Here is a 23,673-nt window from a genome sequence, read left to right on the forward strand (position 1 = left end):
TCTCGAGACCTGGTGCGCCGGTCTCGAGACGGGGTCACCGGGTCTCGAGACGCGTCCGACTGCGTCGGGCGCTCCTCGACCAGCGGGAGCCGGCGCGCCTCGACCAGCGGAGGTCAGCCGAAGACGGTGCCGAAGCGCGCCTCGTCGAGCACCCGCGCGGCGAGCCCCGCCGGCAGTTCGTCGAGCGTGGCGGGGTTCCACCGGGGCATCCGGTCTTTGTCGATGACCTGCGCGCGAATGCCTTCGCGCAGGTCGTGCTGCTCGATGAACCACGTCACCGCGCGGAACTCCTGCTCGAGCGCCGCCTCGAGGTTCGGCAGGATGCGAGCCCGGCGCACCGACTCGAGGGTGACGGTGAGCGCGGTCGGCGAGAGCGCGCCGAGTTCGTCGGCGGCGGCCGCGGCGTCGGGGTGGCCGTGTTCGCGGAGGCGCGCGATGATCTCGGCGACGGTGGGCGCCGAGTAGCACGCGTCGACCCAGTCGCGCGTGAGCGCGAGGGAGGAGGGGCCGGGGGTCTCGTCGAAGAGCATGACGATCTCGGCCGGGCTGCCCGGATCCGCGCGTTCGGCGAGGGCCTGCAGCACGTGCGGAATGCGCTCTGCGGGCACGTACGAGTCGGCGAAGCCGGCGTGCAGGGCGTCGGCGGCGTCCATCGTGCGGGAGTTCAGGGCGAGGTGCACGCCGAGCTCGCCCGGCGCGTTCGCGAGCAGCCACGAGCCGCCGACGTCGGGCGTGAACCCGATGCGCGTCTCGGGCATCGCGATGCGGGAGCGCTCGGTGACGATGCGCACGGCGGCGTGCCCGGCGAGGCCGATGCCGCCGCCCATGGTGATGCCGTCCATGATCGCGACGACCGGTTTCGGGTAACGGGCGATGGCGGCGTCGAGCCGATACTCGGTGCGGAAGAACTCGCGCGCCTCGGCGTGGTCGTCGTTCGTCGCGTACCGGTGCAGTTCGCGGATGTCGCCGCCCGCGCAGAAGCCGCGGTCGCCCGCGCCGTCGAGCACGACGACGCCGACCTCCGAGTCGTGCCGCCACGCCTCGAGCACCGCGGCGAGCGCGACGATCATCTCGTACGAGAGGGCGTTGATGGCCTGCGGTCGATCGAGCGTGACGTGGCCGACCCCGTCGGCGACGCTCGCTGAGATGTGGTCGCTCACGCCTGCCACCGTATCGCCCGAACCGCCGAGCGGGGCTACGATTCGTCAATGGTCCCCGTCGAGAACCTCTGGGCATTCGTGCTCGCCTCGGTCGTGCTCATCGTCATCCCCGGCCCGAGCGTGCTCTTCGTCATCGGCCGCTCGCTCGCACTCGGCCGCCTCGGCGGCATCCTCAGCGTGGTCGGCAACGCCCTCGGCATGGTGCCCCTGGTGATCGCGGTCGCCCTCGGCGTCGGCGCGATCGTCGCGCAGTCGGTCGTGCTGTTCACGATCATCAAGTTCGCGGGCGCCGCGTACCTCGTCTACCTCGGGGTCCAGGCGATCCGGCACCGCAAGGAGGCCGCCCGCGCGGCGAACGGCGACGTCGCCCCGCGCTCGCACTGGCGGCAGCTCGCCGAGGGTTTCGTCGTCGGGGTCACGAACCCGAAGACGATCGCGTTCTTCGTGGCGGTGCTGCCGCAGTTCGTGTCGTTCGAGACCGGGGCCATCCCCCTGCAGCTCTTCGAGCTCGGCCTCGTGTTCATCGTGCTCGCCCTCGCCTGCGACTCGGTGTGGGCCCTCGCCGCGAGCGCGGCCCGCGACTGGTTCGCCCGCTCGCCGAGGCGCATCGAACACCTCTCGGCCACCGGCGGCGTCATGATGATCGGCCTGGGCGGGGTGCTCGCGCTCAGCGGCAACAAGCACTGAGGCTCCCGCCCGCCGGGTCCCTCCACGCGGCGGTGGGTGCGTCGCCCCCCAAGCGACGCACCCACCGGTCCGGGAGGCCGCTACTCCGTCGCGGGCGCGGCTGCGGGAGCGCCGGGCGCGGCAGGAACCGCGGTCACGGTCTGCTCCCCGGCGTCGGCGCCCGCGGGGGCGGCGGACGACTCGGAGGTCGCGCCCTCGTCGCCGTCGCGGCTCGCGAGCCGGTCGTTCCAGATCTTGAGCACCGACGCGGGCGTCCTCGGGGTGAGGAGGCTCACGACGACGTAGACCAGGAGGCTCGCGCCGAGGCCGAAGTAGATCGGCTCGTTCGCGAGCACGTCGCCCACGACGACCATCGTGCCGAGCGTCACGATCGTGCCGACGGCCATCGACCAGAGCGCGCCGGCTCCGGTCGCGCGCTTCCACACGAAACCGCCGAGGATCGCCACGAGCAGGCCGCCGACGAGGATGTCGTAGGCGACGGTCAGCGCCGCGACGACGTCGTTGAGCAGTGCCGCGACGATGATGACCACGACGCCGAGGACGACCACGTAGAGACGGTTGGAGCGCACGTCGTGCTCGGGGTTCGACGCCGCGGCGGCCTCCTCCCTGCTGCGGCCGACGAGGCGCTTCAGCAACGGCATCACGTCCGCGCGGGCGACGGTCGCGGTCGCGATGAGCGCGCCCGACGCCGTCGACATCATCGCGGCGACGGCCGCGGCGAGCACGATGCCGCTGAGGCCGACCGGCAGGATCTGCTGGGTGATCGCGGCGTATACGTCGTCGCTCGCCTCGATGCCCGGCAGGAACGCCGCAGCCGACATGCCGATGACGGCTCCGGCGACGCCGTAGAGGAGGCAGTAGACCGCAGCGGCCGTGCCGCCCCACTTCGCGACCTTCGGCGAGCGCGCGGTGAACACGCGCTGCCAGATGTCCTGGCCGATGAGCATGCCGAACGTGTAGATGACGAAGAAGGTGATGATCGTGTCGACGCCGATCGCCCCGAGGTCGAAGGCGGCGGTGCCGAGGCGTTCGACGATGCCCTCGTAGCCGCCGGCGTTGAACCAGGCGAAGGGCAGCAGCAGGAAGAACACGCCGATCGTCTTGAGCACGAACTGCACCATGTCGGTGAGCGTGATCGACCACATGCCGCCGATCGAGGAGTACAGCATGACGATGCCGCCGCCGATGATCACCGAGATCGTGCGGTCGGTGCCGAACAGCACGTTGAAGATCGTCGCGTAGGCGATGGTCGACGTCACCGAGAGCATGAGCGTGTACGCCATCATCACGATGCCCGAGGCACTCGTGGCGTTCACGCCGTACCGGAGCTTCAGCATCTGGGCGACCGTGTACACCTTGAGCTTCTGGATGCGCGAGGCGAACAGGATGCTGAGGAGGAAGAGGCCGACGGCGATCGACACGACGAGCCACATGCCCGAGATGCCGTACTTGTAGCCGAGGCCGACTCCGCCGACGGTCGAGGCGCCGCCGAGCACGACGGCCGCCATGGTGCCGGTGTAGAGGCCGGGGCCGAGCCGGCGGCCGGCGACGAGGAAGTCGGCGGAGTTCTTGGTGCGGCTCTTGCCCCACCAGCCGAAGAGCAGCATCGCTCCCAGGTAGATGATGATGATCGCGATATCCATCGTTGGATCCTTTGCGTCGGAGGTCAGTCGGGTTACGGACGGGTGGTTCGGCTGCCGCGGGCGGGCCGCGTCATCCCAGGTGCGTCGGCGCGAACATGCGCAGCACTGCGGGCACGACCACGACGGCGGGGCCGGACTCGGCGAAGGTGCGGGCGATGGTCTCGCCCACGTCTTCGAGGGTCGACTCGTGGGCCGGCACGCCGAATGAGCGCGCCAGGGCCGCGAAGTCGGGGCGGGCGAGCTCGGTGGCGGTGGCCTGTCCGAACGCGTCCGTCATGTACTCGCGGAGGATGCCGTAGCCTCCGTCGTCGATGATGAGCCAGGTCACGTCGGCGTCGTGCTGGCGGGCGGTGGCGAGCTCGGCGATGGAGTACATCGCTCCGCCGTCGCCCGAGACGGCGAGCGTGCGGCGACCCGATCCGATCGCCGCCGCCAGCGCGGCGGCGAACGCGAAGCCGAGGCCGCCCGAGCCCTGCGCCGAGTGGAACTCGCCCTGCTGCGGGTCCCACGCCGACCAGGCCCAATACCCCGCGATCGTCATGTCCCAGAAGGTGTGCGCGTCGGAGGGCACCGCGGCGCGGAGGCTCGCCATCAGCCCGAGCTCGGGTGCGAGGTCCTGGGCGGCGAGCCTCGCCTCGACGTCGGCGCGGAGGCGGGCGGCGAGCTCGGCGCCGCGCGCGGGCGCGTCGTCGGGTCGCGCCGGCAACCGGTCGGCGATCGCCGAGAGCGCGAGGGCGGCATCGGCATGGATGCCGAGCGCCTCGTAGTTCGACTCGAGCACGCGGGCCTCGGCGTCGACCTGGATGAGCCGGCCCTGCGGCGCGAAGGTGAAGTAGTTGCTCGTGACCTCGCCGATCGCGGTGCCGACCGCGAGCAGCACGTCGGCCTGCTCCAGGAGCTCGGTGGTGTGCCGGTCCTCGATCCAGGAGGCCGCGGAGAGCGGGTGGTCGAACGCGATCGCGCCCTTGCCGCCGACCGTCGAGACGACCGGGGCGTCGAGGGCCTCCGCCAGACGGCGCAGCGCGGCCCGGCCGCCGGGCGAGCGGCGGACGCCGCCGCCGGCGAGGATCACGGGATGCTGCGCCGTGGCGAGCAGCCCGGCCGCCTCGTCGACGAGGTCGGGTCGGGGCATCCGCTCGGGGATCGCGGTGACGACCGAGCGCACCGGCGGCACCCGCGTGGCCTCGAGCAGGACGTCCTCGGGGATCTCGACCCAGGTCGGGCCGGCGGGCACGGCCTGCGCGAGCGACCAGGCGTCGGAGAGCGCCGACGGGATCTGGGAGGCCTCGCGGATCACCGCGGTCGACTTCGTCACGTTGCGCGCGCTCTGCTGCTGGTCGTCGAGCTGGTGCAGCAGGCCTTTGCGGGTGCCGCCGAGTCCGCGGCGCGGCACCTGGCTCGTGATGACGAGGAGCGGCACGCCGGTCGCGTAGGCCTCCTGCAGGGCGCCGAGCGCGGTCAGGGCACCGGGGCCGGTCGAGAGGAACAGCACGCCGACCTCGCCCGTCGCGCGGGCGTAGCCGTCGGCACCGAAGGCCGAGTTGTTCTCGACGCGGGAGCTCACGAACTCGAGGTCGCTGCGCCGGATCGCGTCGAACAGGCCGAGCGCGTGCTGCCCGGGGATGCCGAAGACGTGCGTCACGCCGAGCGTCTCGAGGGTCTCGACGACGACGTCGCCGCCGTTGCGCGGCTGCGGCTCAGCCATGGGCGGATGCCTCGGCGCCGGCGCCGACCGCGGCGCGGGCGGGGTTCGAGGCGTGCCGGTCGGCGAGCAGCGACACGAGGTCGTAGGCCACGTGCGATGCGGCGACGCCCGTGATCTCGGCGTGGTCGTAGGCGGGGGCGACCTCGACGACGTCGGCGCCGATGAGGTTCATCCCGCGGAAGCCGCGCAGGATCTCGAGCAGTTCGCGGCTCGTCATGCCACCGGCCTCGGGGGTGCCGGTGCCGGGCGCGTGCGCCGGGTCGAGCACGTCGATGTCGATCGAGATGTAGAGGGGCCGGTCGCCGATGCGGTCGCGGAGCTTCGCGGCGACCTCGTCGGCGCCCTGGCGGTACACGTCGGAGCTCGTCACGATGCCGAAGCCGAAGCGGCGGTCGTCCTCGAGGTCCTTCTTGCCGTACAGCGGCCCGCGCGTGCCGACGTGGCTCAGCGCCTCGGTGTCGATGATGCCCTCTTCGAAGGCGCGGCGGAACGGCGTGCCATGCGTGTACTCGGCGCCGAAGTAGGTGTCCCACGTGTCGAGGTGCGCGTCGAAGTGGAGCAGTGCGACCGGGCCGTGCTGCTTCGCGGCGGCGCGCAGCAGCGGGAGGGCGATGGTGTGGTCGCCGCCGATGGTCACGAGCCGGGTGCCCTCGCGGGTGAGCTCGGTCGCGGCATCCTCGATCGCCTCGATGGCCTCGCCGATGTTGAAGGGGTTCGCGACGATGTCGCCCGCGTCGGCGACCTGGGCGAGCTCGAAGGGCGAGACGTCGAGGGCCGGGTTGTACGGGCGGAGGAGGCGCGAGGCCTCGCGCACGTGGGCCGGGCCGAAGCGCGCGCCCGAGCGGTACGAGACGCCGGCGTCGAAGGGCACGCCGGCGACGACGATGTCGGCGTGCTCGACCTGGTCGAGGCGGGGCAGGCGGGCGAAGTTCGCGGGGCCGGCGAATCGCGGGGTCTTCGAGCTGTCGACGGGACCGATCGGCTGCGTCATGTCACAACCTCCTTGTTGCGTGGTGTGAATCTTTTGTTGCTTGTCAGGCATCTGGCTTGGGACAACATAGCCGTGATGCGAGGAAGCGTCAAGACCTAGGATCGGCGTCAGGGACGAACGGCGCGACGAACCCGCCCGACGGTCGGACGGCGCCGGGGTGCCGGGCGCGCGACCGCCACCACCCGGAGGGCGGGCTCAGCTCAGCTCAGCTCAGCTCAGCTCAGCGAACGATCACGCGCTCCAGAGCGCGGGCACGAGCACCCAGATGACCTCGGCCGAGCCGTCGCCGGCGACCCGCCAGCTGTGCGGCTCCTGCCCGTTGAAGGTGAGGCTGTCGCCCGGGCCGAGCTCCCAGTCTCGATCGGAGAAGCGCACCACGACCTCGCCGCGCAGCACGTGCAGCACGTCGACGTCGGCCGCAACCGCGTAGAGCTCCTGGCCGCCGTGGCCGCCTGGCTCGATCACCGAGCGGATCACCTGCACGCGCGACTCGGATCGCGGGGAGAGCAGGCGCTCCTCGGTGTCGACGCCGCCGAGGTTCACGCGCGGGCCGGTGCCCGCGCGGACGAGCTGCACGTCGGGCTCCTCGAACAGCGACCCCACCGAGATCGACAGCACCGCGCACAGGGTGATCAGCGACGCCACGCTCGGCGAGGTGATGTCGCGCTCGACCCGCGAGAGGAACCCCTTCGTGAGGCCCGTGATCGTCGCGACCTCCTCGATCGTGAGGCTCTGCGCCTGCCGCGCCGCGCGCAGGCGCGAACCGATCGCGACGCGGCGCGGATTGGGCTCGAGCGGCATTGGGCGCATGATGTCACACGCTACCCGATGGGCCGCACCCAGCCCGGGACACTACGCGTCGGCCGGGTTCACCGCCGTACCCGTGAGCACCGCGCGCCCGATGCCGTGGAAGAAACACTGGATCGCCAGGTTCGAGGGCGTCGCCTCTGGGTCGATCGACAGCCGCGGCACGTCGAGGGCGTGCACGACGAACATGTACCGGTGCACGCCGGTGCCGGGCGGCGGCGCCGAGCCGGCGTATCGCCGCTCGCCGTCCTCGTTGGGCAGCACGAGCGCGCCGGCGGGCAGCTTCAGCGCGCCCGGTTCGCCGGCGTCGGCGTCGAGGCTCGTGGTCGCGACCGGCAGGTTCGCGACCGCCCAGTGCCACCAGCCCGATCCGGTCGGCGCATCGGGGTCGAGGCAGGTCAGCGCGAAGCTGCGCGTCTCGGGCGGGAACCCCGACCACGACAGCTGGGGCGAACGGTCGCCGGCGCCCTGCCCTGCGGCGCGCAACGGCAGCGGCAGCGCGGCGCCGTCGACGAAGTCGGCGCTCTCGAGCGTGAACGAGGCCATCGGCTTCAACGCCTGCAATGCGGCGTACGGGTCGTGATCGAACATCGGCGTTCCTCTCGACGGATGCCTCCAGCCTAGGCCGGGCGCACACGGCGAGCACGGAGCATCCGCTCGTAGACTCTCGTGGTGCCGATCGCCAAGATCCTCCTCTACTACGCCTTCACCCCGCTCGCCGACCCCGACGCGATCCGGCTGTGGCAGCGCGACCTCGCCGCCTCGCTCGGCCTGCGCGGGCGCATCCTCGTGTCGAAGGACGGACTGAACGGCACCCTCGGCGGCGAGATGCGCGCCCTCAAGCGCTACGTGCGCGCGACGCGCGACTACCCCGCGTTCAAGGACATCGACTTCAAGTGGAGCGGAGGCACGGGGCTCGATGAGTCGAGGGCGAGCCTCGACTTCCCGAAGCTCAGCGTCAAGGTGCGCGACGAGATCGTCTCGTTCGGCGCACCGCACGAACTCGCCGTCGGCGCCGACGGCGTCATCGGCGGCGGCACGAAGCTCAGCCCCGAGGCGCTGCACGAGCTCGTGGCCGAGCGCGGCGACGAGGTCGCCTTCTTCGACGGCCGCAACGCCCTCGAGGCTGCGATCGGCCGATTCGCGGGCGCCGTCGTGCCCGACGTCGAGACGACGCGCGACTTCGTGGAGCTGCTCGACTCTGGCGAGTACGACGACCTCAAGGGGCGACCCGTCGTGACGTACTGCACGGGCGGCATCCGCTGCGAGGTGCTGTCGAGCCTCATGGTCAGCCGAGGGTTCGGCGAGGTGTACCAGCTCGACGGCGGCATCGTGCGGTACGGCGAGCGCTTCGGCGACGACGGCCTCTGGCAGGGATCGCTGTACGTGTTCGACGGGCGAGGCTCGATCGACTTCTCGGGCCACGCCGCCGTCATCGGCGAGTGCGCACGCTGCGGCGGTGCGACGAATCGCACCGCCAACTGCACGGATGCCTCGTGCGACGTCGAGTTCGTGCTCTGCGCGTCGTGCGACACGGCGAGGTGCCCCGCGCACGCAGCGATGCCGGTCGAGTAGCTCGCGAAGAGGCCTAGTGAACCGCCTTTCGCGGCGGGTCGCCTGGTCTCGATACGTTCCCTCGTCGCTACTCGACCGCCGAGCGCGACTCCCCCGCGATCGCCGCGACCGCGAGGGCGAGCTCGTCGCCGGTCGGCACGAGCCCGGGGTCGACGAGCCACAGGATGCCGAGGCTCTGCACGAGCGCGAAGTCGAGCTTCGCGATCGCCTCGACCTGCGCGTCGTCGAGCTCGGGGCGGGCGGCGCGAAGGTGCTCGGCGATGCCGCGGCCGGCCTCGTTCGTCGCCGCGGCGAGATCGTGCGCCCCGCCGGGGCCGCGCAGCACACGCACGGTGTTCTCGAGGCTCGCGAGCAGTGCTTCGCGGTTGTCGGCGAACACCTCGGGCATGCGGTTGAAGAGCGCCGCGAACCCCTCGAGCCGCGGAAGCGCCGTCGTCTCGCGGATCACCGCCTCCATGCGGTCGCCGATGCCCGAGCCGAGCGACTCGGTGAGGGCCTCGGTGATGAGCTGCTCCTTCGACCCGAAGTGGTAGCCGATCGCCGCGAGGCTGACGCCGGCCTCCGCAGCGATGTCGCGTGCTGTGGCCTTGGCGACGCCGCGCTCGAGGATCACCTTCCGCGCCCCGGCGAGGAGGTCTTCACGATTGCCCATGCCGCCATCGTAGCGAACGATTCAGACATTTGTATTAGACAAACGTCTGAATCGGGTGTAGAACATCTGTATCAGACAGATGTCTCAATCGATGAAGGAGCACGACGATGAGCACGACCCCCGCACCGCACGTCCTGATCTCCGGCGCCGGCATCGCCGGCCTGGCCCTCGCGCTCCAGCTCGTCCGCAACGGCATACGCGCGACCGTCGTCGAGCGCGCCGACGCACCGCGGCCCGGCGGCCAGGCCGTCGACCTCCGCGGCGCGAGCCGCGAGGTCGCCGAGCGCATGGGGCTCATGCCGGGGATCGACCCGCGCCGCGTGCACGAGATCGGCATGTCGTACGTCGACGGCCGAGGCCGCGTCTTCGGCCGCATGTCGATGGCGGACTTCGACGGCGAGGGCGCCGTCGCCGAGATCGAGATCGCCCGCGGCGATCTCGCCGCCGCGCTGCAGGAGGCCCTCGATGAAGCGACGGTCGCCGCGCCGGGCCTCGTCGAGGTGCGCTACGGCGACCGGATCATCGCACTCGAACAGCACGACGACCGGGTCGCCGCCCGGTTCGAGCACGCCGCACCGGCCGAGTTCGACCTCGTCGTCGGCGCCGACGGCGTGCACTCGGCGACCCGCCGCCTCGCCTTCGGGCCCGAGGAACGGTACGCGACACCCCTCGGCGGCTACGCCGCGTTCTTCACCCTCCCGACGCCCGCCGACCTCGAGCCCGGCTGGTTCGCGCTCCGCTTCGTTCCGGGCATCGCGTTCGGGCTCCGGCCCGATCGCGACCCCGCGACCTCGAAGGCGATCCTGACGCTCAGGGTTCCGCGCGACCCCGCGCTGCGCGGCGACCGGGCCGCGCAGGAGGCGCTCGTGCGCCGCGCGCTCGAGGGGGCCGGATGGCACGCCGACACGATCGTCGCGGCGATGGCCGAGGCATCCGACTTCTACTTCGACGAACTGGTGCGCATCGACCTCGACGACCCCGTGAACGGACGCGTGGTGCTGCTCGGCGACGCCGCCTCGTGCGGCTCGCCGCTAACCGGCATGGGCACGGCGACCGCCCTCATCGGCGCGTACCTGCTCGGCGAGCGCATCGCCGCGCAGCCCGGCGACCTGCCCGCCGCGCTCGCGCGCTACTCGTCCGACATCGCGCCGTTCACGGAGGCGGGCAAGGCGATCCCGTTCGGCGGGCTCGAGCGCATGGTGCCGCGGAGCCGATTCGCGGCGGCGATGGCGAGGGCGACGACCCGGGTCATGCTGTCGAAGCCGTTCCTGCCGATCATGCGGCGCATGTTCGCTGCGGGGACGCCTGAGCTCGCGCTGCCGACCTTCCGGCCGTCGAACGTGCGCGCGCACGCCGAGGTGTGAGCGCTCGGCGCACGCGGCGGCGTGGTTCAGCGGCGACGCCGGGCGTACGCGCGCGCGTTCCGGCTCGACAGGGCGAGCAGCACGAGGATGTCGAGGGCGAGGGTGATGAGGGTCGTGCGCAGCGTGATCTCGGCGTCGCCGCCGAAGTAGTCGATCGCCGACCAGGTGATGCTGATCGTCGCCACGATCATGACGGTGATGCGCGCCCAGTTGCTGCCGCGGTAGACGAGCACCGCGAACACGAGCTCGACGGCGAGCACGACACCGCCGCCGACGAGGATCACGGCGAGCCCGACGTCCGACACCTCCTGCGCCGTCACGTCGCCGTCGATCACGATGCCGAAGTCGCTCTCGAGCAGGTGGCGCCACTGCAGGGCGAGCGCGATGAGCCACACCACGCCGGCGATCACGCGCAGCACGACGAGGACGGCGCCGAAGGCGGTCGCCGCCGGGCGGCGCATCGAAGCGGATCCGCGGTCGAGTGGGCGGGCGAGGTCGCCGGGCGACTCGTAGGCGCGGCGCTTGCCGCCGCTCACGGGGTGCCCTCCGGGTGCGCGGGCTCGATCGCCGCGAGCGGCACCTCCCGCACGTCGAGCACGGGAAGTCCGCCGTCGGTGCTGATCGAGTCGCCGCCGCCGTTGCGCGAGTGGTAGCCGGTCGAGAAGTCGGCGAGCACGTCGACCGTCGCCCGCGGGTTCGCGCCGAGCACGGTTGCGACGATGTGATCGCGCTCGACGTCGATGTCGGCGTCGATCTTGTGGGTGATCTGCAAGGTGAAGAGCGAGAACCCCACGGCCCGGTCGAAGGTGCCGGCGGCGAGCCAACCGACCCGGCGTCCGCCTGGCAGGAGCCAGTCGTCGGGGGTGCGCCAGAACCGCACGTGGTGACGCTTGGCCGGGTTGCCCTCGACCTCCTGCTGGTAGGCGAAGTCCTGCTGACGACCGAAGAGGAAGAGCGGGCTGACCGGGGCTTCGTCGTAGCTCTTGCGGGTGACGGTCGACGTGATGATGCGCCAGCTCGACCCGCCGGTGATGTCGTCGGCGCGCGTCCACCCGGCGGCGCGCATCGCGGCGTGCAACTGCGCCTCGTCGCCGTCGACGGCGAGGTTCACGGGGTCGCCGAGCAGCCCGTCGCTCGTCCGGGCGCGGCCGATGAAGTAGTCGGGCACGTAGATCGTGGTGAGGATGCGGTGCAGTCGCGGCAGCACGAGGTACGCGAGCAGCAACCAGAACGCGACGAAGAACGCGAGCCCGAACCATCCCCAGTCGAAGCTCTGCTCGAGGATGAGCCAGGCGAGCCAGATCGCCGCGAGGCCGGCGTAGACGAAGAAGAATCCGTCGAGCAGGGCGTTGGCCGAGAAGCGGCGTTCACGCCGGTTCGAGGATGCTCCGCTCGACGTCTCCCCCATGTCGGAATGCTACCCAACGTCCGCGGGGCTGCGGGGTCTCGAGACGCGTGCTCCTTCGTCGCGCGCTCCTCGACCACCGGAGAGGGCAGCGGGCGTCACTGCTCGGCGTCGACGAGCAGACGGCGCGCGATCGTTTCGGCCGGGAGGTCGGCATTGCTCAGGACGATCGTCGCGACCCCGGCGTCGCGATCGATGAGCAGCGCGGAGCCGAATCCGCTGGTTCGACCCGGGTGCCAGGTGATCGTGCGCGCTGGGACCTCATCGATCCACCAGAAGTACCCGATCGAGGTGCCCGGTTCGATCTCCGTGATCGGCTCGAGCGCCGCACTGTGCTGCAGCCGGCCGTCGAGCACCGCTTTGGCGAGTGCCACGAGATCGCCCAGCGTCGCATCGACGCCGCCCGCCGGGGCGAAGGCACCCCACGAGATCGGCGCCACCGACTGCCCTGCTGCGGTGGTCCCGCCGGCATGCGTTTCGGGAACCTGCGCGTCGGTCTCGACGAGCACGGCGTGCTCCATGCCGAGCGGTTCGAGCACGCGCTCCTGCAGCAGGCGGGAGTACTCCGTCCCCGCTGCCGACGCGAGCGCCTGCCCGAGCAGCGCGGCGCCCAGGTTGCTGTACTCGAACCCGGCTTCGGGTGCGACCCCAGTTGTGCGCGCGAGGGCGAGCAGCGTCGCCAGGTCACCGCCCCAGGGATCCTCTCGGGCGAAGTACCGTTCCTCGTACTCGGCGCGCCAGACGGGGTCGTCCGGCAGCACAGGAAGCCCCGAGGTGTGTGTGGCGAGCCCGCGGAGCGTGACCGCTGCCGACGGCGACCCGCCGAGATCGAGGTACTCGCCGAGCGTGTCGTCGAGCGCCACCTCGCCGCGCTCGATCGCGATGGCGAGAAGTTCGCCCGTGAGCACCTTCGTGATCGAGCCGATCTCCCAGGCGGTCGACTCGTCGGCGTCGACGTACGCGGTGCGCACCTCGTCGCCCTCGACGATCGCGACGGCCGCTCGCTGGTACTCCTCGGCGAACGTCGACCCGATTTCGGCGACGAGGTGCTCGTCGCCCGATCCGCGGCGGATCTCGGCGGCGGCTCCTGCGCCCGTCGAAAGCGCGCTCTCGCCCTGGGTTCCGTCGGCCTCGACGCACCCGGCGAGGAAGAGCGCGACGAGCACGGCCCCGAGGTACGCGGTGCCGCGCCGCGCAGCGCGCAGTGCGGGCATGATCGGATCGTACTCCAACGATGAGCAATCCTCATCTCAAGGATTCCCACCCGAGCGAGAAACCCTCAGTTGGCCCCTTGCGTGCTCTTAAGGTTAGCCTTACCTTGCTTAGGGTTACCTCAGTAGTCGCGCAGTCGCGGCGCCTCCTCCCCACCACGGAAAGCGAGAGTTCACCATGCCCAGACGCCGTTCGGCGCTGACCGTCTCCGCCGGCCTCCTCGCCGTCGCCGCCCTCGGACTCGCCGGTTGCGCGAGCACCGCCGAGGCCGAACCCGAGGCCGCCGCCGCGAGCGGCACCGTCACGATCGTCGACAACCACGGTGAGGTCGAGGTTCCGGTGAACCCCGAGCGCGTCGTCGCCCTCGACAACCACGTCTTCGAGACGCTCTCCGCCTGGGACATCCCGCTCGTCGCCGCCCCGAAGCAGATCATGGGAACCGAGATCTGGCCCGAGTACACCGGCGACGAGGAGGTGCTCGACGTGGGCGCCCACTTCGAGCCGAACCTCGAGTCGATCGTCGCGGCGCAGCCCGACCTCGTCATCGGCGGCTACCGCTTCGCCGAGTCGTACGACCAGATCGTGAAGCAGAACCCCGACGCGGCCGTCATCGAGATCGCGCCGCGCGAGGGCGAGGACCCGAACGCCGAACTCGCCCGCGAGATCGAGATCCTCGGTCAGATCTTCGACTGCGAAGACGAGGCCGCCGAACTCATCGCCGCCTTCGACGACGCGACCGCTGCAGCCGCCGACGCGTACGCCGGCACCGCCGACGGCACCTCGACCGTCGCGACCCTGCTCACCTCGGGCGGCGAGATCTCGTACATCGCCCCGGTCACGGGCCGCAGCCTCGGCGTGCTGTACCCGACCGCTGGCCTCACCCCCGCGATCGAACAGGCCGCGGAGGACACCTCGCACGGCGACGACATCAGCGTCGAGGCGATCGCCGCGGCGAACCCCGACTGGATCATCGTCATGGACCGCGAAGGCGCGATGACCGACGCCGAGGGCTACGTGCCCGCGAAGCAGCTCATCGAGGGCTCCGAGGCGCTCGCGAACGTCACCGCCGTCACGAAGGGCCAGGTCGTCTACGTCGACCCGGCGTTCTACCTGACCGAGGACATCCAGTCGTACACGGCGCTCTACGAGCAGCTCGCGAAGGCCTTCGCCGACGCGGCGTGACGCCTGACGTGTCACCCCAGCCCGTGGCATCCGCCACCACCCCCGAGGCGCGTACCGAGACCGGTGCGCGCCTCGGGCGCGCGCGCCGCAGCGCAGGCCGCGCTGCGCTCCCCCTCGCGATCCTCGCCACGCTCGGCCTCCTCACCGTGTCGCTCTTCGTCGGCGTCTACGACGTCGTCGGCGCCGAGGGCGGCGGCGAGATGTTCTTCATCACCCGCGTGCCGCGCACCGTCGCGCTCATGCTCGCGGGCTGTGCGATCGCGGTCAGCGGACTCGTGATGCAGATGCTCACGCAGAACCGCTTCGTCGACGCGACGACCGCCGGCACCACCGAGTGGGCGGCGCTCGGCCTGCTGCTCACGGTGCTGCTCGTGCCGGGCGCGAGCCTCGAGGCGCAGATGGTCGTCGCGAGCCTCGCCGCGTTCGTCGGCACCCTCGTCTTCCTCGGCATCCTCCGCCGCGTCGCGATTCGCACGACCCTCGTGGTGCCGCTCATCGGCATCATGCTCGGAGCGGTCGTGAGCGCCTTCACGACCTACCTCGCCGCCTCGACGAACTCGTTGCAGATGCTCGGCACCTGGTTCATGGGCAGTTTCACGAGCGTCGTGCGCGGCCGCTACGAGGTGCTGTGGGTGGTCGCGATCGTGACCTTCCTGATCTTCCTCGTCGCCGACCGCCTCACCGTCGCCGGCCTCGGCAAGGACGTCGCGACCACCGTCGGCGTGCGCTACGAGGCCGTCCTCGTCCTCGGCACCTCGCTCGTCGCGGTCGCGACGGGTGTCACGACCGTCGTCGTCGGCTTCCTCCCGTTCCTCGGGCTCGTCGTGCCGAACATCGTGTCGATGATCCGCGGCGACGACCTGCGCGGCAACCTGCCGTGGGTGTGCGTCGGCGGCGTCGCCCTCGTCACCGTGTGCGATCTCATCGGCCGCACGATCCGGATGCCGTTCGAGATCCCCGTGTCGATGGTGCTCGGCATCGTCGGCAGCGTCGTCTTCATCGCCCTGCTGCTGCGGAGGCCCCGTGGTTGAGCTGCGCGCGGCTGCGCCCGCGGAACAGGGGCGGATTCCACGCGCGGCGACCCGCACGAGGCATCCCCGCCGTCTCGCGATCATCATCGCGGGGGCCGCGGCGCTCGTCTTCTCCGTCGGCATCCTCGTGTGGGACAACCCCGTGCCCTACGGGCAGCCGGGCTTCTGGATCATCGTCGAGTCGCGCTCGGTCGCCGTGGCGACGATCGCGCTCGTCGCGGTGTGCCAGGCGATGGCGACGGTGCTGTTCCACACGGCGACGGGCAACCGGATCCTGACGCCGTCGATCCTCGGATTCGACGCGCTGTACACGCTCATGCAGACATCGCTCGTGTTCGTGTTCGGCATGACGGCGACGCAGGTCGAGGGCCCCCTCAAGATCGTCGTGCAGAGCCTCGCGATGATGGCGTTCGCGACCCTCCTGTACGGCTGGTTGTTCTCGGGCAGGCGGCAGAACCTGCACGTGCTGCTGCTCGTCGGCGTCGTGCTCGGCGTCGGCTTCGGCTCGGTGTCGACGTTCATGCAGCGCATGCTCACGCCGAGCGAGTTCGACGTGCTCGCCTCGCGACTGCACGGTTCGATCGGCAACGCCAACCCCGATGTGCTGCCGTGGGCGGCGCTCATCGTCGCCGGGCTCGCCGTGTTCGTATGGTCGCGGCGGCATCGGCTCGACGTGCTCGCGCTCGGCCGCGACGCCTCGCTGAACCTGGGCCTCGGCTACCGGCGCGAGGTGGTGGCGCTGCTCGTGATCGTCGCGGCGCTCATCGCGATCTCGACGACGATGATCGGGCCGATGACGTTCTTCGGGTTCCTCGTGGCGACGCTGACGTACCAGTTCGTGCGCACCGACCGGCACGGCGAGGTGCTGCCGCTCGCGATCCTCGTCGGGCTCGCCGCGCTCACGGGCGCGTACTTCGTCATGCAGCACGTGTTCTATGCAGCGGGGCTCGTGACCGTCGTCATCGAGTTCGTCGGCGGCATCGCCTTCCTCGTCGTCATCCTGCGAAAGGGGCTCAGATGACCAACCTGGATGTCTCGGCCACGGCTTCGGCCGCCATGATCACCCTCGACGGCATCGCGAAGGGCTACGGGCGGACCCGCGCGCTCGGGCCCGTCGATCTCGAGATCGCACGGGGCGGCATCACCGCGCTCGTCGGCCCGAACGGCGCGGGCAAGTCGACGCTGCTCACGATCGCGGGGCGCCTCCTCGGGGCCGACGCGGGCACGGTGCGCGTCGGCGGGCTCGACGTCGCGACGGCGAAGCCGCGCGAGCTCGCGAGAGTCGTGTCGATGCTCAAGCAGGAGAACCACTTCGTCGCCCGGCTCACGGTGCGGCAGCTCGTGGCGTTCGGCCGGTTCCCGCACTCGCAGGGGCGGCTGACGGCCGCCGATCATGCGGCGATCGACGAGGCGATCGCGTTCCTCGACCTCGAGCACCTCGACGACCGCTTCCTCGACGAGCTCTCGGGCGGGCAGCGACAGCGCGCCTTCGTCGCGATGGTGCTCGCCCAGGACACCGACGTGGTGCTGCTCGACGAGCCCCTGTCGAACCTCGACATGCGGCACGCGGCATCCATGATGCAGCAGTTGCGCGACGCGGCCGACGTGCTCGGCAAGACGATCGTGCTCGTCGTGCACGACGTGAACTTCGCCTCGGTCTACGCCGATCGCATCATCGCCCTCTCGGGCGGCGAGATCGTCGCGTCGGGCACGCCCGAGGAGATCATGCGCGCCGAGGTGCTGTCGCGCGTGTTCGACACCCCCGTCGACGTCGTCGAGCATGCGGGGCAGCGCCTCGCGGTCTACTACAAGCCGTCACCCCATCTCGTAACCCCCTGAACCAGAACCCATTGGAGTCGCCATGACCTTCACCCTCGCCCGCCGCTCGAACGAGCTCGTCTTCCGCCCGGCGCGACTGGTGTCGCGCACCTTCCTCGCCGACGACTACGTGCGCCTGCGACTCGAAGGCGAAGCCCTCGAGGGCTTCGACTCCCCCGGCGCCGACGACCACATCCGCGTGTTCTTCCCCGACGCCGACGCCGCGGCGCTCACCGTCGACGAGTTGCGCGCCGCGCCGAGCCGCGAGTACACCCCCCTGTCCTGGGACGGCGCGGGCGTGCTCGAGCTCGAGTTCCTCGTGCACGGCGACGAGGGCGTCGCCGGCCGCTGGGCGGCCGACGCCCCGATCGGCGCCTCGGTCGGCGTCGGCGGCCCCCGCGGGTCGATGGCCGTCGAGGGCGAGCCCGAGGCGTGGTTCCTCGCGGGCGACGAGACCGCGCTCCCCGCGATCCGCCGTCTCCTCGGCGGGATGCCCCGTGGCGCGCGCGGCCTCGTCGTGCTCGAGGCGAGCGGGGCGGGCGAGGAGTACGCGCTCGAGACCCCCGAGGGCGTACGCGTCGAGTGGCTGCCGCGCGCGGCCGCCGGTGCGGGCGCCTCGGCGGCGCTCATCGCACGCCTCGACGCGCTCGGCGCCGACGACCGACCCACCGGCGACGTGTTCGTGTTCGTCGCCGCAGAGCAGGCGGTCGTGAAGCCGGGGCGCGCGCTGCTCGCGCGCTGGGGCGTCGACCCCGAGCGCGCGGTCGTCAAGGGCTATTGGCGCCGTGGCGATGCCGAGTACCACGCGCCGCACTGACGTCGCTCACCACTCGGCGTCGACGAGCAGCCGGCGCGCGACCGGCGCGTGGCGGACCCCTCCCCCTGGATCCTCTCCCTCGCTATCCTCGCTCCATGGCTTACGACGTCGCGCGGATCCGTTCCGAGTTCCCTTCTCTCGAGAGCGGGTGGGCCCAGTTCGACGGCCCGGGTGGCACGCAGACGCCGCGGTCGGTGGGCGAGGCCGTGGCATCCGTGCTCACCGGCCCGCTCTCGAACCGCGGCTCCCTCGGCGTCTCGGAGCGACTCGCAGAGGAGGCGGTGCACGGGTTCCGACTCGCGATGGCCGATCTCGTGAACGGCCACCCGCGCGGGATCGTGCATGGGCGCAGCGCGACCCAGCTCGCCTACGACTTCTCGCGGCACCTCGCGAAGGAGTGGGCGCCGGGCGACGAGGTCGTCGTGACGCGGCTCGACCACGACTCGAACGTCCGCCCCTGGGTGCAGGCGGCCGAGCGAGCCGGCGCGACCGTGCGGTGGGCGGACTTCGACCCCGAGACGGGCGAACTGCCCGTCGAGGCCGTCACCTCGGTGCTCGGTGAGCGCACCCGGCTCGTTGCGATCACGGCGGCGTCGAACCTGATCGGCACGATGCCCGACATCCCGGCGATCGCGGCCGCAGCCCACGCGACGCGCGCGCTCGTCTACGTCGACGGCGTTCACTACACGGCGCACGAGCTCCCCGACATCGGCGCGCTCGGAGCCGACTTCTTCACCTGCTCGCCCTACAAGTTCCTCGGCCCGCACTTCGGCGTGCTGGTGGCGGCGCCCGAGCTGCTCGAGACGATCTCGCCCGACAAGCTCGAGCCATCGACCGACGTCGTGCCCGAACGATTCGAGTTCGGCACGCTGCCCTACGAGCTGCTTGCAGGCGGCACTGCGGCGGTCGACGCGCTCGCGGGCCTGTCGGACGACCCGGACGCCGCGAGCTCGCGGCGCGCCCGCCTCGTCGCCTCGTACGCGGCCCTGCACGAGCACGAGGCACGGCTCCGTACCCGCATCGAAGCCGGCCTCGCCGAGCTCTCCGGAGTGACCGTCCGATCGCGTGCTGCGCGCCGCACGCCGACCCTGCTGATGACCTTCGAGCACCACGAGGCAGCCGAGGTGTCGAAGCGTCTGGCCGCACAGCGCGTGCTCGCACCCAGCAGCAACTTCTACGCACTCGAAGCTTCGCGACGCCTCGGCCTCGGCGACGCCGGCGGGTTGCGGGTCGGGCTCGCCCCCTACAACGACGAAGACGATGTCGAGCGGCTGCTCGACGGGATCTCGGCTGCGCTCGCCTGACGAGCGCGCCGCTTCCGGGCCTGCGCTACCGCGAGCCGCTCAGCGCCCAGCGCTCGGCGGCGTCCGCGGTGACCGCCGTGACGGGCGCACCCGATGACGCCCCCGCCTCGACCGAGGTGCTGACGCGCTCGCGCATGCCGGCCTCGTCGGCGGCCGGCCCGTCGGGGCCGGCGAATCCGAGGGCGACGAACCCGGCGACGATGACGGCCGCGACGATGATGCGATCCATGCGTTTTCCTTCCGCTCGCTCCGAGCGTGCCGGGCGATCGCGGCGGCGGCATCCGGATCGACTCCTCAGATGACGGTCGGCGGCCCCTCAGATCCGCTGCGCCCGTAAGGTGATGGCATGACCCTCATCGAGACCGCCGCCGAACTCCGCCGCCTGCACGCCGCCCCCGAGCTCCTCCAGGTCGTCAACGTGTGGGACGTCGTGAGCGCCCGCGCCGTCGCCGCCCTCCCCGAGACCCGCGCCCTCGCCACGGCCGGCCACTCGATCGCCGCGTCGTTCGGCTACCCCGACGGCGAGATCCCGGTCGACCTCATGCTCGAGATGGCGGGGCGCATCGCGCGCGCCGTCGACGTGCCCGTGAGCGCCGACCTCGACGACGGCTACGGCGACGCCGGCGAGACCGTGCGTCGTGCGATCGGCGAGGGCATCGTCGGGGCGAACATCGAAGACCGCCTGAAGCCGCTCGCCGAGTCGGTGGCCGTGGTCGAGGCGGCCGTCGCCGCGGCCGAGGCCGAGGGCGTGCCGTTCGCGCTCAACGCCCGCACCGACGCCTGGCTCCGCGGCCACGACCGCCCGCGCGAGGTGTGGATCGCCGACGTCGTCGAGCGCGGCCGGGCCTTCCTCGACGCCGGCGCGACGAGCGTGTTCGTGCCCGGTGTGCTCGGCGAGGCCGAGATCGAGGAACTCGTCGCCGGCATCGGCGAGCAGAAGCTCGCGCTCATCGGGCTGCCCGGCATCCCGGCGCCTGCGCGGCTCGAAGCGCTCGGGGTGGCCCGCCTCTCGTACGGCCCCACGACGCAGCGCGTCGCGCTCGGCGCCCTGCAGGACCTGGCGGTCGAGCTCTACGCGGGCGGCGTGCTGCCCGACGGCATCCGCCCGCTGAACTGATCGGCGACGAGTTCCCCCGCCTGATCTGCGAATCCCCCACGAGACGGATGCCTCGCGCCGTCCGATCTCGCTAGGGTGAGCATGTCCGGGCCTCGGCCCGGACATGGGTCGTGCGGGGGCGCGGCCCACCTGCGGCTCACGACGGCCCCCGACGTGAGGAGCGCGCATGGCCGACGGCATCCCCATCGAGATCACGGGGCTCAGCAAGCACTTCGGCGCGGTCACCGCCGTCGACGACCTCAGTTTCACGGTCGAACCCGGAAGGGTCACGGGGTTCCTCGGACCGAACGGCGCGGGCAAGACGACGACGCTGCGCATGCTGCTCGGGCTCGTCCGCCCGAGCTCGGGCACCGCGACCTTCGGCGGCACTCCGTACCGGGCGCTGCCGCGTCCGCTCGAGACGGTCGGCGCGGCGCTCGACGCGAACTTCCACCCGGGGCGCACCGCACGCAACCACCTGCGCGTGTACGCGACCTCGGCGGGGCTCGCATCCGCCCGCGTGCCCGTCGTGCTCGAGCAGGTCGGGCTCACCGAGTTCGCCGATCGGCGGGTCGGCGGCTACTCGCTCGGCATGCGGCAGCGACTGGCGCTCGCGTACACGCTGCTCGGCGACCCGGGGGTGTTCGTGCTCGACGAGCCGATCAACGGCCTCGACCCCGAGGGCATCCGGTGGATCCGCGTGTTCCTCCAGTCGCTCGCCCGCGAGGGCCGCACGGTGCTCGTCTCCTCGCACCTGCTCAGCGAGGTGCAGCAGTCGGTCGACGAGGTCGTCATCATCTCGCGCGGGCGGCTCGTGAAGCGCGGCACGCTCGCGAGCCTCGAACTCGACTCGGCGCCGCGCACGATCGTCGACTCGCCCGACCGCGAGGCGCTCGCGACCGCGCTCGACGCGGCGGGCCTCGAGTACGACTCGGGCCGCAGCGGCTTCATCGTCGCCGAACCCGACCCGGGGAGGGTGGGGCACGCGGCGTTCGTCGGCGGCGTCGAGCTCAGCGCACTGCACCGGCTGAAGTCGGGGCTGGAGGAGTCGTTCCTCTCCCTCGTGGGCGAGGAGGGGCAACCCGACGACGCCGCACCCCCGGGCGCACCGCCGGCCGAAGCGCCCGGCGCACCGCCTGAGGCCACGTCCGCCGATGAACCGGGCACCGACGAAGGAGGTGCGCGATGAGCTTCTTCCGCGCCCTCGCCGCCGAGTTCCAGAAGCTCGTCACCACCCGCATGTGGTGGCTGCTCGCCATCCTCCTCGCCGTGTACGTCGCCTTCATGGCGGGCGGGCTCGGCGCCCTCTTCAGCTCGCTCACGACCGACCCCGAGGCGGCTGCCGCGTCGGGCGGCACGGGGCTGCCGAGCGACGTCGAGCTCGCGCCGCTGCTCTACAGTTTCGCGTCGAGCATCGGCTACGTGTTCCCGCTGCTCCTCGGCGCCCTCGCGGTGACGAGCGAGTTCCGGCACAAGACGCTGACCCCGACGTTCCTCGCCGCACCGCACCGGCAGGTCGTGCTCTCGGCGAAGTTCGTCTCGCAGCTGCTCGCGGGCGCCGTGCTCGGCGCGATCGGCTACGCCGTCTCGGTCGGGTCGGCGGCGGCGGCGCTCTCGGCCTTCGGTCTCGACACCGGACTCGACTCGAGCGACACGTGGGCGCTCATCGGCCGCGGCATCCTCGCGATGGCCCTGTGGGGCGCGATCGGCGTCGGTGTCGGCGTACTCGTCACGAACCAGGTGGCCGCGGTCGTGATCGTGATCGCGTTCACCCAGTTCGTGGAGCCGATCCTCCGGTTCGCGGCATCGCTCAGCGACGTGACCGCGTCGATCGGGCGGTTCCTGCCCGGCGCCGCGAGCGACGCCCTCGTCGGCGCGTCCTTCTACACCGTCGCCTCCTTCGGCGGCGCCGAGACGCTCGAGTGGTGGCAGGGCGGGCTCGTCCTCTTCGGCATCGCCGTCGTGACCACCGTGATCGGCGGCGCGACGACCTGGCGGAGGGACGTGTCGTAGGTGGAACCCGCCGAGCTGCGCTCGCGACGCCTGTTCGCGCAGGGGTTGCGCGGCCCGGTCGTCGGCGCCGAGCGCTCCGGCGGTGTGCGCTCAAGCAGGGCGGATGCCACGGCGTCGCCGCCGCCCACGACGCCCGAGGGGGTCGTGGCCCGGGCCCTCGCGGTGCAGGCACAGGAGTACCTGCCCGCGCAGTGGGGCCTCGCGCAGCGTCTGCCACGGTCGATGCGACCCGATGCGGCGGCCGTCGGCGGCCGCATCGACGAGGGGGCGATCCTCCGCACGCACGTGCTGCGGCCGACGTGGCACTTCGTCGTGCCGGCCGACGCGCGCTGGCTGCTCGAACTCTCGGCACCGCGCGTGCGGCAGCAGATGGCGGGCACGATCCGCAAGGCCGGGTGGGACGGCGAGGCGGGCAGCCGTGCCGTCGAGGTCGTCGCGCGCGAGGTCGCGGGCGGTCACCGCACGCGCGGCGAGATCGCCGAGGCGCTCGTGCAGGCCGGCCTCCCGAAGGACGGGCTCCTGTTCGTGCTGCTCATCGCCGAACTCGAACTCGTGGCGATCTCGGGCGCGAACGTCGGCGCGCAGCGCAGCTACGCCGCCTTCGACGAGCGCGTGCCCGCCGGCCCGCCCCGCCCGCGCGAGGAGGCGCTGGCCGAACTCGTCGAGCGGGCAGTGCTGACGCGCGGCCCCGCCACGGTGCGCGATCTCGCGAGCTGGTCGGGGTTCACGCTCCGCGACGTCCGTGCCGCGCTCGTCGAGGCATCCGATCGCACCGGCGGCCGCATCGAGCGGATCGACGACCCCGACGAGACCGAGCTCTGGCACGACGCGGCCGTCGCCGCGGCGTGGAGCGCACGCGATGCGACGGACGCGACCGCCGACGACGACCCCGCACGCATCGACCTGCTGCAGGGCTACGACGAGTACGTCATGGGCCACGCGATGCCGCGCGCCTACCTGCAGCCGCCGGGCATCGCGGCGCCGATCATCCCCGAGTTCCCGCTGCACGCGATGCTCGCCGGCGGCACCATGATCGGGCGCTGGGCGCCCGTCGTGCAGGGTCGACGTGCGACGCTCAGGGTCGTGCCGTGGCGGGCGTTCGCCCGTGCTGAGCGACGCTCGCTCGACGAACGCCTCGACGAGGTCGCCGAGTTCCTCGGGATGCCGTCGGAGGTCGAGATCGAGCCGGTCGCGCCGGCCTGATCGGCGTC

24 protein-coding genes are annotated in these 23,673 nt (G+C 71.9%); 13 read left to right on the top strand and 11 right to left on the bottom strand.

All coding sequences use genetic code 11. The features are described from left to right. Positions 1 to 113: 113 nt before the first annotated feature. Positions 114 to 1,160 (bottom strand): enoyl-CoA hydratase/isomerase family protein, encoded by a 1,047-nt coding sequence (locus ACFVTX_RS15500; RefSeq protein ID WP_386901630.1) that lies wholly within the window; start codon positions 1,158 to 1,160, stop codon positions 114 to 116. Positions 1,161 to 1,208: 48 nt separating this feature from the next. On the opposite strand from ACFVTX_RS15500, the gene ACFVTX_RS15505 reads away from it, so the two are divergent. Beyond that, on the top strand, positions 1,209 to 1,847 hold the full coding sequence (locus ACFVTX_RS15505; protein WP_386901632.1) for a LysE family translocator: 639 nt from the start codon (positions 1,209 to 1,211) through the stop codon (positions 1,845 to 1,847). A gap of 80 nt (positions 1,848 to 1,927) precedes the next feature. On the opposite strand, the gene ACFVTX_RS15510 is transcribed toward ACFVTX_RS15505, so the two are convergent. The 5 genes from ACFVTX_RS15510 to ACFVTX_RS15530 form a co-directional block, all read right to left on the bottom strand. Continuing rightward, the gene (locus ACFVTX_RS15510; protein ID WP_386901633.1) at positions 1,928 to 3,490 is read right to left on the bottom strand and encodes a sodium:solute symporter; all 1,563 of its coding nucleotides are present in this window, start codon (positions 3,488 to 3,490) and stop codon (positions 1,928 to 1,930) included. A 70-nt stretch (positions 3,491 to 3,560) separates the two neighbouring features. After that, positions 3,561 to 5,195 (bottom strand): thiamine pyrophosphate-binding protein, encoded by a 1,635-nt coding sequence (locus tag ACFVTX_RS15515; protein WP_386901635.1) that lies wholly within the window; start codon positions 5,193 to 5,195, stop codon positions 3,561 to 3,563. Beyond that, the gene (speB, locus tag ACFVTX_RS15520) at positions 5,188 to 6,186 is read right to left on the bottom strand and encodes an agmatinase (protein WP_386901637.1); all 999 of its coding nucleotides are present in this window, start codon (positions 6,184 to 6,186) and stop codon (positions 5,188 to 5,190) included. The genes ACFVTX_RS15515 and speB overlap by 8 nt, the downstream gene beginning before the upstream one ends. Before the next feature lie 231 nt (positions 6,187 to 6,417). Next, positions 6,418 to 6,996, bottom strand: coding sequence for a helix-turn-helix domain-containing protein (locus tag ACFVTX_RS15525; protein ID WP_386901639.1), 579 nt, complete (start codon positions 6,994 to 6,996; stop codon positions 6,418 to 6,420). A gap of 42 nt (positions 6,997 to 7,038) precedes the next feature. Further along, a complete protein-coding gene (locus ACFVTX_RS15530; protein WP_386901641.1) occupies positions 7,039 to 7,584 on the bottom strand; it encodes a YbhB/YbcL family Raf kinase inhibitor-like protein in 546 nt (181 codons plus the stop codon). A gap of 81 nt (positions 7,585 to 7,665) precedes the next feature. Between ACFVTX_RS15530 and ACFVTX_RS15535 the strand changes: the two genes are divergently transcribed. Further along, entirely contained in the window at positions 7,666 to 8,568 is a 903-nt protein-coding gene (locus ACFVTX_RS15535) for a rhodanese-related sulfurtransferase (RefSeq protein ID WP_386901643.1), read from the top strand. A gap of 67 nt (positions 8,569 to 8,635) precedes the next feature. On the opposite strand, the gene ACFVTX_RS15540 is transcribed toward ACFVTX_RS15535, so the two are convergent. Next, the gene (locus ACFVTX_RS15540; RefSeq protein ID WP_386901645.1) at positions 8,636 to 9,220 is read right to left on the bottom strand and encodes a TetR/AcrR family transcriptional regulator; all 585 of its coding nucleotides are present in this window, start codon (positions 9,218 to 9,220) and stop codon (positions 8,636 to 8,638) included. A gap of 107 nt (positions 9,221 to 9,327) precedes the next feature. Here ACFVTX_RS15540 and ACFVTX_RS15545 point away from each other — a divergent pair, with 107 nt between their 5' ends. Beyond that, on the top strand, positions 9,328 to 10,584 hold the full coding sequence (locus ACFVTX_RS15545) for an FAD-dependent monooxygenase (protein WP_386901647.1): 1,257 nt from the start codon (positions 9,328 to 9,330) through the stop codon (positions 10,582 to 10,584). 26 nt (positions 10,585 to 10,610) lie between these two features. On the opposite strand, the gene ACFVTX_RS15550 is transcribed toward ACFVTX_RS15545, so the two are convergent. The 3 genes from ACFVTX_RS15550 to ACFVTX_RS15560 form a co-directional block, all read right to left on the bottom strand. Next, entirely contained in the window at positions 10,611 to 11,120 is a 510-nt protein-coding gene (locus tag ACFVTX_RS15550) for a hypothetical protein (protein WP_386901649.1), read from the bottom strand. Next, the gene (locus ACFVTX_RS15555) at positions 11,117 to 11,992 is read right to left on the bottom strand and encodes an LssY C-terminal domain-containing protein (protein ID WP_386901651.1); all 876 of its coding nucleotides are present in this window, start codon (positions 11,990 to 11,992) and stop codon (positions 11,117 to 11,119) included. Before ACFVTX_RS15555 ends, ACFVTX_RS15550 begins: the two co-directional genes overlap by 4 nt. 95 nt (positions 11,993 to 12,087) lie before the next feature. Then, complete coding sequence (locus ACFVTX_RS15560) at positions 12,088 to 13,203, bottom strand: serine hydrolase domain-containing protein (protein ID WP_386901653.1); 1,116 nt, start codon at positions 13,201 to 13,203, stop codon at positions 12,088 to 12,090. A 175-nt stretch (positions 13,204 to 13,378) separates the two neighbouring features. Here ACFVTX_RS15560 and ACFVTX_RS15565 point away from each other — a divergent pair, with 175 nt between their 5' ends. From ACFVTX_RS15565 to ACFVTX_RS15590, 6 genes are all read left to right on the top strand, one after another. After that, positions 13,379 to 14,383 carry a siderophore ABC transporter substrate-binding protein gene (locus ACFVTX_RS15565; protein ID WP_386901655.1) on the top strand — a complete coding sequence of 335 codons (1,005 nt, stop codon included), beginning with the start codon at positions 13,379 to 13,381 and terminating at the stop codon, positions 14,381 to 14,383. A gap of 8 nt (positions 14,384 to 14,391) precedes the next feature. Beyond that, positions 14,392 to 15,414, top strand: coding sequence for an ABC transporter permease (locus ACFVTX_RS15570; protein WP_386901657.1), 1,023 nt, complete (start codon positions 14,392 to 14,394; stop codon positions 15,412 to 15,414). Then, positions 15,407 to 16,435: an iron chelate uptake ABC transporter family permease subunit gene (locus ACFVTX_RS15575; protein WP_386901659.1), complete on the top strand. Its 1,029-nt coding sequence runs from the start codon at positions 15,407 to 15,409 to the stop codon at positions 16,433 to 16,435. The genes ACFVTX_RS15570 and ACFVTX_RS15575 overlap by 8 nt, the downstream gene beginning before the upstream one ends. A gap of 35 nt (positions 16,436 to 16,470) precedes the next feature. Next, positions 16,471 to 17,253 carry an ABC transporter ATP-binding protein gene (locus ACFVTX_RS15580; RefSeq protein ID WP_386901771.1) on the top strand — a complete coding sequence of 261 codons (783 nt, stop codon included), beginning with the start codon at positions 16,471 to 16,473 and terminating at the stop codon, positions 17,251 to 17,253. A 22-nt stretch (positions 17,254 to 17,275) separates the two neighbouring features. Beyond that, on the top strand, positions 17,276 to 18,049 hold the full coding sequence (locus tag ACFVTX_RS15585; RefSeq protein WP_386901661.1) for a siderophore-interacting protein: 774 nt from the start codon (positions 17,276 to 17,278) through the stop codon (positions 18,047 to 18,049). A 95-nt stretch (positions 18,050 to 18,144) separates the two neighbouring features. Next, positions 18,145 to 19,353, top strand: coding sequence for a cysteine desulfurase-like protein (locus ACFVTX_RS15590; RefSeq protein WP_386901663.1), 1,209 nt, complete (start codon positions 18,145 to 18,147; stop codon positions 19,351 to 19,353). Between the two features lie 25 nt (positions 19,354 to 19,378). Here ACFVTX_RS15590 and ACFVTX_RS15595 read toward each other — a convergent pair whose 3' ends face one another. Then, complete coding sequence (locus tag ACFVTX_RS15595; RefSeq protein WP_386901664.1) at positions 19,379 to 19,582, bottom strand: hypothetical protein; 204 nt, start codon at positions 19,580 to 19,582, stop codon at positions 19,379 to 19,381. Positions 19,583 to 19,699: 117 nt separating this feature from the next. Here ACFVTX_RS15595 and ACFVTX_RS15600 point away from each other — a divergent pair, with 117 nt between their 5' ends. The 4 genes from ACFVTX_RS15600 to ACFVTX_RS15615 all read left to right on the top strand — a co-directional run bounded on the left by ACFVTX_RS15600 (position 19,700) and on the right by ACFVTX_RS15615 (position 23,665). Beyond that, the gene (locus ACFVTX_RS15600; protein WP_386901666.1) at positions 19,700 to 20,470 is read left to right on the top strand and encodes an isocitrate lyase/phosphoenolpyruvate mutase family protein; all 771 of its coding nucleotides are present in this window, start codon (positions 19,700 to 19,702) and stop codon (positions 20,468 to 20,470) included. A gap of 166 nt (positions 20,471 to 20,636) precedes the next feature. Next, on the top strand, positions 20,637 to 21,638 hold the full coding sequence (locus ACFVTX_RS15605; protein WP_386901668.1) for an ABC transporter ATP-binding protein: 1,002 nt from the start codon (positions 20,637 to 20,639) through the stop codon (positions 21,636 to 21,638). Beyond that, a complete protein-coding gene (locus tag ACFVTX_RS15610) occupies positions 21,635 to 22,462 on the top strand; it encodes an ABC transporter permease (RefSeq protein ID WP_386901670.1) in 828 nt (275 codons plus the stop codon). Before ACFVTX_RS15605 ends, ACFVTX_RS15610 begins: the two co-directional genes overlap by 4 nt. Beyond that, positions 22,463 to 23,665: a winged helix DNA-binding domain-containing protein gene (locus ACFVTX_RS15615; RefSeq protein ID WP_386901672.1), complete on the top strand. Its 1,203-nt coding sequence runs from the start codon at positions 22,463 to 22,465 to the stop codon at positions 23,663 to 23,665. Positions 23,666 to 23,673: the final 8 nt, after the last annotated feature.

The sequence above is a fragment of the Agromyces sp. NPDC058136 genome (assembly GCF_042884375.1).
GTDB lineage: Bacteria > Actinomycetota > Actinomycetes > Actinomycetales > Microbacteriaceae > Agromyces.